A 13,334-nucleotide genomic window follows, 5' to 3' on the forward strand; every position below is an offset into this window, starting at 1 on the left:
TCCGCGTTGCCGGCTTCCGCGCCAGTCCCGAGGAGACGCCCCGGAGGGGCCCCACCCACCCCACCACCCGGCGGACGCGGCGGCACCCCCGGGGCACGGCACCGAAAATCCAGCCCGTCCGGCGATTGAGGACGGAACCGGTCACCCCGGACCCGGGGACGAGAACCGCACCGCCCGCCAGGGCGACCCCTCACCCCGGACCCGGGGACGAGAACCGCACCGCCCGCCAGGGCGACCCCCCACCCCGGACCCGGGGACGAGAACCGCACCGCCCGCCGGGGCAACCCCCCACCCCGGACCCGGGCGCCGCACCCGGTCAGCCCGCCCGGTAGACCAGCGCCGTCGCGAGCCCCGCGAGCCCCTCCGCACGGCCGGTGAATCCGAGCCCGTCCGATGTGGCGGCGGAGAGCGAGACCGGGGCGCCCACCGCCGCCGACAGCACCTTCTGCGCCTCGTCGCGCCGCTTGCCGATCTTCGGTCGTACGCCGATGACCTGTACGGCGACGTTCCCGATCTCGAACCCCTCGGCCCGTACGATCCGCGCCGCCTCGGTCAGCAGCGTGACGCCCGCGGCGCCGGACCACTCGGGGCGCCCCGTCCCGAAGTGCTGTCCCAGGTCACCGAGCCCGGCGGCCGAGAACAGCGCGTTGCAGGCGGCGTGCGCCACGACGTCGGCGTCGGAGTGGCCGGCGAGACCGGGGCCCTCGTCCTCCCAGAGCAGGCCCGCGCACCACAGCTCGCGGCCCTCCTCGAAGGCGTGGATGTCCGTGCCGATGCCGACCTGCGGAATCACCGGCGCGTGCTCAGAACCCATCGTTCGCCCTCCTGCGTGCGAGAACCGCCTCGGCCAGCACCAGGTCGAGCGGCCGGGTCACCTTGAATGCCTCTTCGTGCCCGGGTACGACCACGACGGGCGCCCCGAGCTGTTCGACCATGCCCGCGTCGTCGGTGGCACCCTCGCCGTCGACGGCGGCGGTCTCGTGAGCGCGGACCAGGGTGTCCCGGTCGAAGCCCTGCGGGGTCTGCACGGCGCGCAGCCTGGCCCGTACGGGCGTGCCGAGCACGGGCTCCGGGTCGCCGGGCGCGCCGGGCTCGACCTCCTTGACGGTGTCGGCGAGCGGCAGCGCGGGGACGACGGCGGGTGCACCGTCGCGCACGGCCTCGATCACCGCGTCCACGGTGTCGACCGGCACCAGCGGGCGTGCCGCGTCGTGGACGAGGACGGCGGAGATGTCCTCGGGGAGCGCGGCGAGGCCGAGGCCGACCGATTCCTGGCGGGTGTCACCGCCCGGCACGACGAGGTAGTCGGTGCGCTCGGGCAGGGCGTGTTCGTCCAGCAGGTTCTTGACCTCGGGCGCGCCGTCCGGCGGGGCGACGACGACGACGAGGGAGACGGACCGGGACGCCGCCATGGCCCGTACCGCGTGGATGAGCATGGGCGTGCCGCTCAGCGCACGGAGCGCCTTGGGGGCGCCCGGGCCGAGCCGTACGCCTCGGCCGGCGGCGGGAATCACCGCGGCGGTGCGGTACGGACGCGATTGATCAGACATCGGTTGCACTCCGAAGCATCAGCATGTTTGTTTCCACGGCCGACATGGGTATGGCCACAAGCGAGCCGGGCGCGACGCCTTGACTCGGCCGGGACCCTTTCCGTGACACCCGGTCGAGTTGGGGCAGACCGCAGCGGCTGCTCGGGGTCGGCCTTGCAAGATCGCGAGCAAAGTATCGATGGGATAGCCGGATCCGAATCCGGACATGCCGCAGCGCCCGACGACACACCGTGAATACGGCTGGTCAGCGGGCACCGCGGCACATTTATTTACGACCGGTGCGATCCGGGTCAGGACGCGAGGACCTCGTCGAGCAGAGCCTCGGCCTTGTCTTCGTTCGTGTTCTCCGCGAGAGCGAGCTCACTCACCAGGATCTGGCGAGCCTTGGCGAGCATCCGCTTCTCACCTGCGGAGAGTCCGCGCTCACGCTCACGACGCCACAGGTCGCGAACGACTTCGGCGACCTTGATGACGTCGCCGGAGGCGAGCTTCTCCAGATTTGCCTTGTAGCGCCGGGACCAGTTCGTCGGCTCTTCGGCATACGGTGCGCGCAGCACCTCGAAGACCCGGTCCAGGCCTTCCTGCCCGACTACGTCGCGCACGCCCACGAACTCCGCATTGTCCGCCGGGACACGAACCGTCAAGTCACCCTGGGCGACCTTGAGCACCAAGTAGGTCTTGTCCACGCCTTTGATCTGGCGAGTTTCGATAGCCTCGATCAGCGCGGCCCCGTGATGGGGATAGACCACGGTGTCGCCAACCTTGAACGTCATGTGACAGGTACCCCTTCCGTGGCTATCAAGAGTAACACGAGAACAGCTTCTCCTGAATGGCGTTTTCGCAGGTCAGGGCATATCTCGGGGCTTGACAACAGCAACGCGGACGTGCTGCGGAAGGCTTCGGGAAGGTGGTATTCGCAGGTCGGAGCGGCTGTACGGGCAGGGTGAAACACCCGCGCCACACACGCCCGAACCCCCTCCGAAGTGACCGAACGTCCCGGTTTGCCGGATTCCAGATGGTGAACTTTCCGTACTCCGTTCGGAGACCGATCACCCGCACGGACGTAAGTGCCGATGACCAATGGAATTGATCAACGGCAGGGGTTGCGGAGATTATGCGCAAGGAATGCGCCACGGTCCGAGGAATTGATCAAGCCTGTTATGTGAACAGCACACGAATCGCGGGGGCGGGGCGGCATACCGCCGGGTCGGTGGCCCGACCGCGGACACGGCTCGTGATGCCCGGGGGGCGGTAGGGGCGGGTCGGGTGCGGGGCGGGGACGACGGCTCGGTAACCTAAGCCCGCTGACACACCCTTAGGGCGGCTTTACGTCGCTCGCCCCTCCAGTCCGTGAAGTCCGTACGTTCAAGGAGTTGCCGCAGCCGTGAGCCGCAGCCTTCGACGCGGCGCCCTTGCCGCCACTGCCATCGTGATCTCGATCGGTGCACTTTCCGCGTGTGGTGCCGGCAATGACGCGCAGACGCTCGGGATCAAGCCGGACAGCGCTGCCACCACCATCGGTGACATCCGGATCCAGAACGCGAACGTCATCACCCAGCCCGAGCGCAACGCCGCCGGTCCGGCCGTCGTCACCGCGACGCTGTTCAACAACGGTGCAGCACAGCAGACGCTGGACGCGATCACCCTGCCCGGCACCAGCGCGACGGTGCAGCTGCACGCCGCCAAGGGTGCGGGACCGATCGTCGTCCCGGCCGGGGGCAAGGTCGTCCTCGGCGGCAAGGGCAATGCCGCCGCCGTGATCGAGAACGGCCGCGAGGCCGCGCGGAACGGCAACGTGCAGTCGGTCGTCTTCAAGTTCAGCAGGACCGGCGACGTCCCGCTCGGCGTGTTCGTCGTCCCGGCCACCAGCTACTTCACGGGCTTCGGCCCGAGCTCGCTGCCGGCGGTGCCGTCCGAGACGCCCGCGACGACGCCGTCCGGGTCCGCGACGCCGGGCGCGCCGTCGGGCAGCCCGTCCGAGTCGGCGAGCGGCGCGGCAGGCCCGACGGACGCCGCGTCGGCTTCGCAGTCGGCCGGCTGACGTCCGCGGATCCGCACGACGGAGGCGCCTCCCGGGCGGGAGGCGCCTCCGTCGTATGTGATCCGCCCGGCCGCCTGCCGTACGGACCCGGGTTTACGGCTCGAACTTGTAGCCCAGGCCGCGCACCGTCACCAGGAAGCGCGGCGCCCCCGGGTCGGGCTCGATCTTGGCACGCAGGCGCTTGACGTGGACGTCGAGGGTCTTGGTGTCGCCCACGTAGTCCGCGCCCCAGACGCGGTCGATCAGCTGCATCCGGGTCAGCACCCGGCCCGCGTTCCGCAGCAGCATCTCCAGCAGGTCGAACTCCTTGAGCGGGAGGTCGACCTTGCCACCGGAGACCGTGACGACGTGGCGGTCCACGTCCATCCGGACCGGGCCCGCCTCCAGGGCGGCCGGGGTGACCTCCTCCGGCTCCCCGCGGCGGCGCAGCACCGCGCGGATGCGGGCGACGAGCTCCCGCGAGGAGAACGGCTTGGTCACGTAGTCGTCGGCTCCTATTTCCAGGCCGACGACCTTGTCGATCTCGCTGTCCTTGGCCGTGACCATGATCACGGGGACGTTGGACCTGCTGCGCAGCTGGCGGCAGACCTCGGTGCCGGGCAGGCCCGGCAGCATCAGGTCGAGGAGGACGAGGTCGGCGCCGTTGCGCTCGAACTCGTCGAGCCCGTCGGGGCCCGTGGCCGCGATCGCGACCTCGAAGCCTTCCTTGCGGAGCATGTAGGACAGGGCGTCGCTGAAGGATTCCTCATCCTCGACGACAAGCACTCGGGTCACGGAAGGACCTCCGGGGCAGTTGGTTCGAGAGTGTCGGGGTCGGCGGTCCGGTAGGTCCCGTCGTCACCGTTGACGATGAGCGGTCCGCCCGATGTGCGGTCTCGGTCCCGTACGGAACCCGCTTCGGGCAGCCGCAGGGTGAAGGTGGAGCCCTGTCCCTCCGAGCTCCAGACCGTGACCTCCCCGCCGTGCGAGGCGGCCACATGTTTGACGATGGCGAGGCCGAGACCGGTGCCACCAGTGGCCCGTGAGCGGGCCGGATCGACGCGGTAGAAGCGTTCGAAGACCCGCTCGCGGTCCTTCTCCGAGATGCCGATGCCCTGGTCGGTCACGGCTATCTCGATCTGGTCCCCGCCCGGTACGGCCAGGCGCCTCGCGGCGATGCCGACGCGGGTGCGGGCGGGGCTGTAGTTGACGGCGTTCTCCACGAGATTGCCGAGCGCCGCGGCGAGCTGGCCGCGGTTGCCCCAGATCCGGAGCGCCGCGGTGCCGCCGGCGGCCATGGTGATCTGTTTCGCGCCGGCCTGCTGCCGGCAGCGGTCGATGGCCTCGGCGACCAGTTCGTCGACCCGGACCGGCTCGGCGTCCTCCAGCGGGTCGTCGTTCTGAACCCGGGAGAGGTCGATGATTTCCTGCACGAGGTTGGTCAGCCGGGTCGCCTCGATCTGCATCCGGCCCGCGAACCGCTCGACCGCCTCCGGATCGTCGGACGCGTCCATGACGGCTTCGGAGAGCAGCGAGAGCGCACCCACCGGGGTCTTGAGCTCATGGCTGACGTTGGCGACGAAGTCGCGTCGTACCGCTTCGATACGGCGGGCCTCGGTGAGGTCCTCGACCAGCAGAAGCACCAGCCGGGAGCCCAGCGGGGCGACCCGTGCCGAGACTGCGAGAGCCTCGCCCCGGCCCGTACCGCGCCGGGGGAGGTCCAGCTCGACCTGCCGTATCTCCCCGTCCCGGCGGGTGTCCCTGGCCATGTGCAGCATGGGTTCGACGGCCAGCCGGCCGCCCCTGACCAGTCCCAGCGCGTACGCGGCGGAGCTGGCCTTGACGACACTGTCGCTCTCGTCGAGCACGACCGCGGAGGAGGAGAGCACGGAGAGCACCGTGTCGACCCCGGGGGGCAGTGCACCGTTGCTGTCGGGCCGCAGGGACGTGCGCGTGGGTCTCTTCAGGTCGCGCTCGCTCCAGCGGAACGCCAGCATGGCGATCACGCCGGTACACAACCCGGCGATCGCTGCAGCTGCGGCGACCGCCGCGTTCACGTCCATACGTCAAGGTTAAGCGGGTGCGGCAGCGCTCTCCCAGCCATCCGAGGGCGTACTCGAACACTCGTCGCCCAGAGTTCACCGAGGGGCAAGGGCCGGTTCACTTGGTCGGCCGGATCCGGACGCGTACGCCCCACAGGGTGAGAGCGTGGGGTCCAGATCTGGCCCCGGCCTTAGTGAGGACTGGAGAGGGACTTCCATGCGTGACGCTTACCACGAGGAACTCGACTCGATCGGAGAGGGCCTGGTCGAGATGGCCCGGCTGGTCGGATCGGCGATCGGCCGGGCGACGACGTCCATGCTCGACGCCGACCTCAAGCTCGCGGAGAGCGTGATCGCCGCGGACCAGAAGGTCGACGACCTCCAGCACGACCTGGAGGCGCGGGCGATCGCCCTCCTCGCGCGCCAGCAGCCCGTGGCGACCGATCTGCGGATCGTGGTCACCTCGCTGCGGATGAGTGCCGACCTGGAGCGCTCGGGCGACCTGGCCCAGCACGTGGCGAAGCTGGCCCGGCTGCGCTTCCCGCAGTCGGCGGTGCCGAACGACCTGCACGCCACCATTCTGGAGATGGGGCAGCTGGCGCAGCGCCTGATGGCCAAGGCCGCCGAGGTGATCATCACGAAGGACGTCGACCTGGCGCTCCAGCTGGAGCAGGACGACGACGAGATGGACCTGCTGCACCGCACGCTGTTCCAGCACCTGATGGACGACCGCTGGAAGCACGGCATAGAGACCGCCGTCGACGTGACGCTGCTCGGCCGTTACTACGAGCGCTTCGCCGACCACGCGGTGTCGGTCGCCAAGCGGGTCGTCTATCTGGTGACGGGTGAACACGCGGACGACATCCAGAATGCGGCGTCGGTAGAGGGCGCGTAACGGGTAGGGGGACGGCGCGTTTTGCGCGGGTGTGCCTTGGATGCGCCGTCTGTGCGCCGTTGATGGGGCAGCCGGAGTGGGCATGAATGGGGTGGGGCGGCAGGCGGTACGCCTGGTGGTACGCCCCGGTCGTACGTCGCTGTCGGTCGTACGGCCCTGCCGTACGCCTGGATGTACGTCCTTGAGGAGGAACGATGGCCGACTCCCCCATGACCGACCCACAGCGGGAGACACCCGCTGAAGTGGTCCATCTGACGGTGCTCGGTGCCTGTGGCTGCGGATCGGGCTGCGGGTGCGGCTGCCAGTCGGGCGCACCGTGCCAGTGCGGCGGCTGCTCCGGCTGACCGGACGCCATGGGACCGGCGCCCCGTGCGGGGCGCCGGTCCCATGCGTTTCAGGCAGTGCCGTTTCAGGCGATGACGGGCTCCGGGGCGCGGCGGATACGGGCCACCGCGTGGCCGACGGCAGCACCGCCGCCCCCGCGGGCAGCCGGCTCCGGTCATCCACGCAGCCGGCTTCGGCAGCTGACAACCGTGTTCAGCGCGGGGTGACCAGTCCGGCCCGGTAGGCGGTGATGACGAGTTGGACGCGGTCGCGTGCGTCGAGTTTGGTCAGCAGGTTCCCGACGTGCGTCTTGGTGGTACCGGGGGTGATGTGCAGCCGGGTCGCGATCTCCGTGTTGGTGAGGCCCTGGCCGATCAGGGTGAGCACTTCGCGCTCGCGTGGGCTGACGCCTCGTAGGTTCTCCTCCCGGCCGGGAGGCGCTGATGCCGGTGCTGCCGTGCCCGTTGAGGCGGGCCGGTCGGCGAACTCCTCGATGAGCCGGCGGGTGACCTGAGGTGCGAGCAGTGCCTCGCCGGAAGCGACGACCCGGATCGCGGTGAGGAGTTCGTCGGCGGGGGCGTCCTTGAGGAGGAAGCCGCTGGCGCCGCCGCGCAGCGCGGCGAAGATGTACTCGTCCATGCCGAAGGTCGTGAGCATCAGCACCCGCACGCCGGGGGCGGCGGCCGTGCGGCCGGCTTTGCCGGTGATGAGGCGGGTGGCCTCCAGCCCGTCCATGTCGGGCATGCGGATGTCCATCAGGACGACGTCGGGCCGCTCCCGCCGGGCGAGTTCGACTGCGGCCAGGCCGGTGCCGGCCTCGCCGACCACGGTGAAGCCCGGTGCGGCGGAGACGATGCCCTTGAAGCCCGTGCGGACGAGGGTCTGGTCGTCGGCGACCACGACGCGGACGACCATCAGGCGTTCCCTTCGGCTCCGGCCATGGGCAGCCGTGCGGCCACCCTGAATCCCCGCCCCGGCAGCGGCCCGGCGCTGAACTCCCCGCCGTACAGGCCCACCCGCTCACGCATCCCGGCCAGGCCCTGCCCGTTCCGGCTCGGGGCAGCCGCGCCCGCGCCGTCATCGACGACCTCCACCGTGAGTTCGCTCTCCTGGTATCCGACGGTGACTTGGCACTCCCCGGTGCCGGCGTGCTTCACGACATTGGTCAGCGCCTCCTGGACGATCCGGTAGGCGGACAGTTCGATCCCCGGGGGCAGCTCACGCCGTCGGCCGAGGACCCGCAGGTCGGCCTTGACGCCTGCCTCGGCCGTCCGGGTGATCAGCCGGCCCAGCTCGCCGAGCCTGGGGGCGGGCAGCACCGGCAGGCAGTCGTCGGTGCCGCCCTCGCGGAGCACGGAGAGCAGCCCGCTCAGTTCTCGCAGGGTGTCCCTGCCGACCGCCTGGATCGTGGTCAGCGCCGCCTTGGCCTCCTGCGGGTGGTCGTCGATCACGAAGTGGCCGTACCCGGCCTGCACGGTCACCACACTCATGCTGTGCGCGATCACGTCGTGCAGCTCCCGGGCCAGCCGCAGCCGCTCCCGGGTCCGCTCCGTCAATGCGTCGCGGGCCTGATACGCACGCAGCTCGGCCGCATAGGCGCGGTGCCGTCCGACGGCGTATCCGACCGCCCAGAAGGTGGTCTGGGCGGCCAGCGCGATGGGGATGTTGTGCCGCAGCTCGCCGGATCCGAAACGGGCGGCGGCCACGCCCGCCAGACCCGCGCCCAGTGCCAGCAGAGCGGTCCGGCGGTTGCGGGTGGCCGCGACGAGGTAGAGCAGCAGTGCGGAGGCCACCACGATCTGGGTGCCGACCACGCGGGCCATGGATGTCTGGCCGAGGACGGCGACGACCACGGTCCAGCACGCGAACACGGCGGCACAGACGGACAGCGGGAAGCGGCGGCGCAGCGCCACGGACACCCCCACGACCACTGTGGCGGCCAGCGCGACGACGAACATGGCCGCAGTGGGCCGGGGATACCCCCGGTGGTGTGGGTCGAAGACGCGGTAGGTGTCCCGTGCGCCCTGCCATGCGACGTACGTCAGCAGCGCTCCGGTGAGGGCGTCCAGGACGGTCCAGTGGCCGGGGCGCAGCCTCTTCGTCAGCGGCGGATGCGGCGCGTTGGGCATCGCCCCAGCGTAGCGACGGCCCGCTCGCACGCCCTCCGCCCGCGGGCATACGCCCCTGGTCGTAGACGGCCCGGCGGACGCGATGGATCTCCGACCGTGGCCAGAGGCCCGGCGGTGGCCGGAACGGCACGGTGGGGAGCGGCAAGCAAACAGCTGCCGGTCACCGCTCGCGGAGCGAAGGAGTGTTCATGATCGAGGTCGAAGGGCTGGTCAAGCGCTACGGGTCCACCACTGCCGTGGACGACCTCACGTTCGAGGCCGGTCCGGGACGGGTGACCGGCTTCCTCGGCCCGAACGGGGCGGGGAAGTCCACCACGATGCGGATGATCCTGGGCCTGGACGCGCCCACCGCCGGGCTGGCCCTGGTGGGTGGCCGCCCCTACCGTTCGCTGGCCCGGCCGCTGCGTGAGGTCGGCGCGCTGCTCGACGCGCACGCCGTGCACCGGGGGCGCAGCGCCCGTGCCCATCTGGCGAGTATCGCGGCGAGCAACGACATCCCCGCCCGGCGGGTCGGCGAGGTCCTCGAAATGACCGGGCTGGCCGACGTGGGCCGCCGCCGGGTGGGCGGGTTCTCGCTGGGCATGAAGCAGCGTCTGGGCATCGCCGTGGCACTGCTCGGCGACCCGCCGGTGCTGATGTTCGACGAGCCGGTCAACGGCCTGGACCCGGAGGGCATCCTGTGGATTCGCACCCTCATGAGATCGCTCGCCGCCGAAGGGCGCACGGTGTTCGTCTCCAGCCACCTGATGAGCGAGATGGCGCTCACCGCCGACCACCTCGTCATCGTCGGCGGGGGCAGGCTGATCATCGACACCAGCACCGAAGAGTTCATCCGCGGCAGCGCGCGCGGCGCGGTCCTGGTGCGCACGGCCGACAGCGCCGCGCTGACCAGGCTGCTCACCACCCACGGCGCCCAGGTCATCCCGGAACCGGACGGCGTCCTGGCCGTGGCCGGACTTCAGCCCCAGGACATCGGCGACCTGGCGGCCGCCAACCGCCTGACGATCCACGAACTGTCCACCCGGCAGGCCTCGTTGGAGGAGGCCTTCATGGACATCACCGCCGACAGCGTGCAGTACCGGGCCGGCGCCACCGCCGGCACCTCCCGCCGAAAGGACCAGCACCAGTGACACCCCTCGGCCCAGGCCTGCTCACCTCCGAGTGGATCAAGCTCCGCAGCGTCCGCTCCACCTACCTGACCCTGCTCGTCGCGATGGCTGCGGCGACGGTCGTCGGCATCCTCGACTACCATTCCCTGGACGGCAGTTGGGACACCATGACCGCCCCGGAACGGGCCCGCGTCGACCCGGTCCGCTACGGCTTCAGCGGCGGGTTCTACTTCGCCGTCCTCGCCCTCGGCACGCTCGGTGTCCTGGCGACCGGCTCGGAGTACAGCAGCGGCCTGATCCGCACCACCTTCACCGCCACCCCGCACCGTGGCGCCGTCCTGACGGCGAAAGCCGTCATCACCGGCGCGCTCACCCTGGCGGTGGGGGAAATGCTCGCCTTCACCACCTATCTCCTCGGCCGCAGCGCGCTGTCCGGCAGGCACCTCGCGATGGGGCTCGCCGACCCGGGCGTGTTCCGGGCGGTGGCATCCACTGGTCTGTTCCTCTGCGTCATGGCACTGCTGGGGCTGGCCCTCGGGGCGATCCTGCGCAGCCAGGCAGGCGCGATCACCACCCTGTTCGGCCTGTTCTTCATCCTTCCCATGCTCGCCTCCACGCTCGACAACTGGAGTACGACGCCCGGCACATGGACGCTGCAGTCGGCCTTCGAAGCGCTCAGCGGCACGGTGGCGCGCCCTGGCCCGGACTCCCACTCCGCGGGGCTCGCCTTCGCCGTCTGCGGGGTGTACCTCGCGGTCCTCGGGGGCCTGGCGGCGGTCATGGTGAAGCGTCGCGACGCCTGACAGGCGTCTTGCCGGTCCTGCCCCTGGACGCGGGCAAGCACCGCGCGGCGGGCTGCCAACGGGGGTCGGGGGCTGCCGGCCGTGCGGGCTCCCCGTACCCGGGCCGGGCTCCCGTGATCCAAGCCCTCCGCGCAGCTCGCCCCACCCCCGTCAGACCGCGCGCTCCACCGCACCCTGCGGGGCTCCCGAGGACGTGTCCGGCTCGGCCTCCGCAGCCGTCACCGTCACCACCTCGGTCACCTTCTCCTCCGCCGGAAGCCCGCGCATGAGCACCCAGTACCCGAGCGCCGCGACCGTCCCGAGCACCCCGCACATCCCCCACAGCCACGTCGCCCCGTAGTGGTCGATCACCAGACCGGACATCAGCGGAGCGACCAGCGCGGCCGCCGACCACGACAGCGTGTACATGCCTTGGTAGCGGCCTCTGCCGTGGGCCGGGGAGAGGCGGACGACCAGGCTGCTCTGGACCGGTGCGTTGATGATCTCGCCGACCGTCCAGACACAGATCGTCAGCGCGTACACGGCGACCGACCCGGCGAACGCGGTCAGCCCGAATCCGTACCCCGCCAGCAACGACGACACGACCAGCAGGCGGCGCGGGTCGCGCTTCTGGATGAAGCGGGTGGCGGGGATCTGGAGCGCCACGATCAGCACACCGTTGACGGCGATCGCGGTGCCGAAGTCGGAGCTGGAGAGCCCGTCCGTACCCATCGCCACCGGCAGCCCCACGTACCCCTGCTGGAAGATCAGCGCGACCACGAACGACAGTCCGACGACGCTCATGAAGCGGCCGTCGCGCAGCACGGTGGAGAGCCGGACCTCGGGCTCGGCCGCCGCGCCCTTCGCGATCCTCGGTGTCCGCTCCGGCCGGGACTCCGGCACCTTCAGGAAGACGACGAGCGCGCAGAACAGCGTCATCGCGGCCTCGGCCATGAACCCGGCCCGGTAGCTGTACTCAGCGATGAACCCCGCACCCGCGGACGACACCGCGAAGCCCAGGTTGATCGCCCAGTAGTTCAGCGAGAACGCGCGCACCCGGTCCTCGGGCCGGACGATGTCGGCCATCATCGCCTGCACGGCGGGCCGGGACGCGTTGCTCGTCATGCCGACGAGGAAAGCGACCGCGGCGATCGCGACCGGGTGGACCATGAACCCGAGCAACGCGACCGACGCGGCGGTCGAACTCTGCGCGATCAGCATGGTGGGCCGCCGCCCGAGCCGGTCCGTCATCACCCCCGCGCCGAGCGAGGAGACGACCCCGCCGAGCCCGTGCAGCGCGACGACAAGCCCCGCGTACGAGGCGGAGTAGCCCCGGTCCAGGGTCAGGTAGAGGGCCATGAAGGTGGCGACGAACGCCCCGAGGCGGTTGACCAGGGTGCTGGTCCACAGCCACCAGAACTCCCTGGGGAGACCGGACACGGACTCGCGTGCGGCCCGTCTGAGACCGGCGACAGACATAACGGTTCCCCCCGGGGACGTACGGAACGGGTTCGAGCGGTAAGTGGCCCGATGGCTATAAGGACATTACGAACCTCTGCTTCCGGACCGCCACTCGTTTGACGGCTGCCGTCAATCGAAGCCGCCCCACCCGCCACTCCCACGCCCCCTGTCCGCCCTGTGACCGGCTGCGCGAAGCCCGCACGGGTTCGATTACGCTCGGACTCATGGCCGACGCACCGTACAAGCTGATCCTCCTCCGCCACGGCGAGAGCGAATGGAACGCGAAGAACCTGTTCACCGGTTGGGTGGACGTCAACCTCACCGAGAAGGGCGAGAAGGAGGCAGTCCGCGGCGGTGAGCTGCTCAAGGACGCCGGTCTGCTCCCCGATGTCCTGCACACCTCCCTCCAGAAGCGCGCCATCCGCACCGCGCAGCTCGCGCTGGAGGCCGCCGACCGCCATTGGATCCCGGTCCACCGCTCCTGGCGCCTGAACGAGCGCCACTACGGCGCCCTGCAGGGCAAGGACAAGGCGCAGACCCTGGCCGAGTTCGGCGAGGAGCAGTTCATGCAGTGGCGCCGCTCGTACGACACCCCGCCGCCCGTCCTCGAGGACGGCGCCGCGTTCTCGCAGAGCGACGACCCGCGCTACGCGTCGATCCCGCGTGAGCTGCGTCCGCGCACCGAGTGCCTCAAGGACGTCGTCGAGCGCATGCTGCCGTACTGGTACGACGGCATCGTCCCGGACCTGCTGGCCGGCCGCACGGTCCTGGTCGCCGCCCACGGCAACAGCCTGCGTGGCCTGGTCAAGCACCTCGACGGCATCTCGGACGCCGACATCACGGGCCTGAACATCCCGACCGGCATCCCGCTCGCCTACGAGCTGGATGCTGACTTCCGCCCGCTGAAGCCGGGCGGCACGTACCTCGACCCGGACGCGGCGAAGGCCGCCATCGAGGCCGTGAAGAACCAGGGCAAGAAGTAGCTTCACACGTGATCAAGCCCCCTGCCTGCGGTTTCTCCG

At 70.7% G+C, this 13,334-nt stretch carries 13 protein-coding genes; 5 read left to right on the forward strand and 8 right to left on the reverse strand.

Going from position 1 to position 13,334, the window contains the following annotated elements:
* Positions 1-316: 316 nt before the first annotated feature.
* From ispF to AB0915_RS16545, 3 genes are all read right to left on the reverse strand, one after another.
* Entirely contained in the window at positions 317-814 is a 498-nt protein-coding gene (ispF, locus tag AB0915_RS16535) for a 2-C-methyl-D-erythritol 2,4-cyclodiphosphate synthase (protein ID WP_366691762.1), read from the reverse strand.
* Complete coding sequence (gene ispD, locus AB0915_RS16540; protein WP_366691763.1) at positions 804-1,550, reverse strand: 2-C-methyl-D-erythritol 4-phosphate cytidylyltransferase; 747 nt, start codon at positions 1,548-1,550, stop codon at positions 804-806. The genes ispF and ispD overlap by 11 nt, the downstream gene beginning before the upstream one ends.
* 290 nt (positions 1,551-1,840) lie before the next feature.
* Positions 1,841-2,323 carry a CarD family transcriptional regulator gene (locus tag AB0915_RS16545; RefSeq protein WP_006380568.1) on the reverse strand — a complete coding sequence of 161 codons (483 nt, stop codon included), beginning with the start codon at positions 2,321-2,323 and terminating at the stop codon, positions 1,841-1,843.
* A gap of 611 nt (positions 2,324-2,934) precedes the next feature.
* On the opposite strand from AB0915_RS16545, the gene AB0915_RS16550 reads away from it, so the two are divergent.
* Complete coding sequence (locus AB0915_RS16550) at positions 2,935-3,591, forward strand: DUF461 domain-containing protein (protein ID WP_366691764.1); 657 nt, start codon at positions 2,935-2,937, stop codon at positions 3,589-3,591.
* A 93-nt stretch (positions 3,592-3,684) separates the two neighbouring features.
* Here AB0915_RS16550 and AB0915_RS16555 read toward each other — a convergent pair whose 3' ends face one another.
* Together AB0915_RS16555 and AB0915_RS16560 are read right to left on the reverse strand one after the other, a co-directional pair.
* Positions 3,685-4,365 carry a response regulator transcription factor gene (locus tag AB0915_RS16555; RefSeq protein WP_030977814.1) on the reverse strand — a complete coding sequence of 227 codons (681 nt, stop codon included), beginning with the start codon at positions 4,363-4,365 and terminating at the stop codon, positions 3,685-3,687.
* Positions 4,362-5,633, reverse strand: a complete 1,272-nt coding sequence (locus tag AB0915_RS16560) for an ATP-binding protein (protein ID WP_366691765.1) — start codon at positions 5,631-5,633, stop codon at positions 4,362-4,364. Before AB0915_RS16560 ends, AB0915_RS16555 begins: the two co-directional genes overlap by 4 nt.
* A 196-nt stretch (positions 5,634-5,829) precedes the next feature.
* Between AB0915_RS16560 and phoU the strand changes: the two genes are divergently transcribed.
* Positions 5,830-6,507, forward strand: coding sequence for a phosphate signaling complex protein PhoU (phoU, locus tag AB0915_RS16565; protein WP_358860341.1), 678 nt, complete (start codon positions 5,830-5,832; stop codon positions 6,505-6,507).
* A 537-nt stretch (positions 6,508-7,044) separates the two neighbouring features.
* On the opposite strand, the gene AB0915_RS16570 is transcribed toward phoU, so the two are convergent.
* Together AB0915_RS16570 and AB0915_RS16575 are read right to left on the reverse strand one after the other, a co-directional pair.
* Positions 7,045-7,746 carry a response regulator transcription factor gene (locus tag AB0915_RS16570; RefSeq protein WP_366691766.1) on the reverse strand — a complete coding sequence of 234 codons (702 nt, stop codon included), beginning with the start codon at positions 7,744-7,746 and terminating at the stop codon, positions 7,045-7,047.
* Positions 7,746-8,960 carry a sensor histidine kinase gene (locus AB0915_RS16575; RefSeq protein WP_366691767.1) on the reverse strand — a complete coding sequence of 405 codons (1,215 nt, stop codon included), beginning with the start codon at positions 8,958-8,960 and terminating at the stop codon, positions 7,746-7,748. Before AB0915_RS16575 ends, AB0915_RS16570 begins: the two co-directional genes overlap by 1 nt.
* Positions 8,961-9,148: 188 nt before the next feature.
* Here AB0915_RS16575 and AB0915_RS16580 point away from each other — a divergent pair, with 188 nt between their 5' ends.
* The gene (locus tag AB0915_RS16580; RefSeq protein WP_366691768.1) at positions 9,149-10,090 is read left to right on the forward strand and encodes an ATP-binding cassette domain-containing protein; all 942 of its coding nucleotides are present in this window, start codon (positions 9,149-9,151) and stop codon (positions 10,088-10,090) included.
* Positions 10,087-10,872 carry an ABC transporter permease subunit gene (locus AB0915_RS16585; protein ID WP_366691769.1) on the forward strand — a complete coding sequence of 262 codons (786 nt, stop codon included), beginning with the start codon at positions 10,087-10,089 and terminating at the stop codon, positions 10,870-10,872. The genes AB0915_RS16580 and AB0915_RS16585 overlap by 4 nt, the downstream gene beginning before the upstream one ends.
* Positions 10,873-11,022: 150 nt before the next feature.
* Here AB0915_RS16585 and AB0915_RS16590 read toward each other — a convergent pair whose 3' ends face one another.
* Positions 11,023-12,330 carry an MFS transporter gene (locus AB0915_RS16590; RefSeq protein WP_366691770.1) on the reverse strand — a complete coding sequence of 436 codons (1,308 nt, stop codon included), beginning with the start codon at positions 12,328-12,330 and terminating at the stop codon, positions 11,023-11,025.
* Between the two features lie 206 nt (positions 12,331-12,536).
* On the opposite strand from AB0915_RS16590, the gene AB0915_RS16595 reads away from it, so the two are divergent.
* Entirely contained in the window at positions 12,537-13,295 is a 759-nt protein-coding gene (locus AB0915_RS16595) for a phosphoglyceromutase (RefSeq protein ID WP_366691771.1), read from the forward strand.
* Positions 13,296-13,334: the final 39 nt, after the last annotated feature.

The organism is Streptomyces sp. NPDC048411 (assembly GCF_040704695.1).
Classification (GTDB): Bacteria; Actinomycetota; Actinomycetes; order Streptomycetales; family Streptomycetaceae; genus Streptomyces.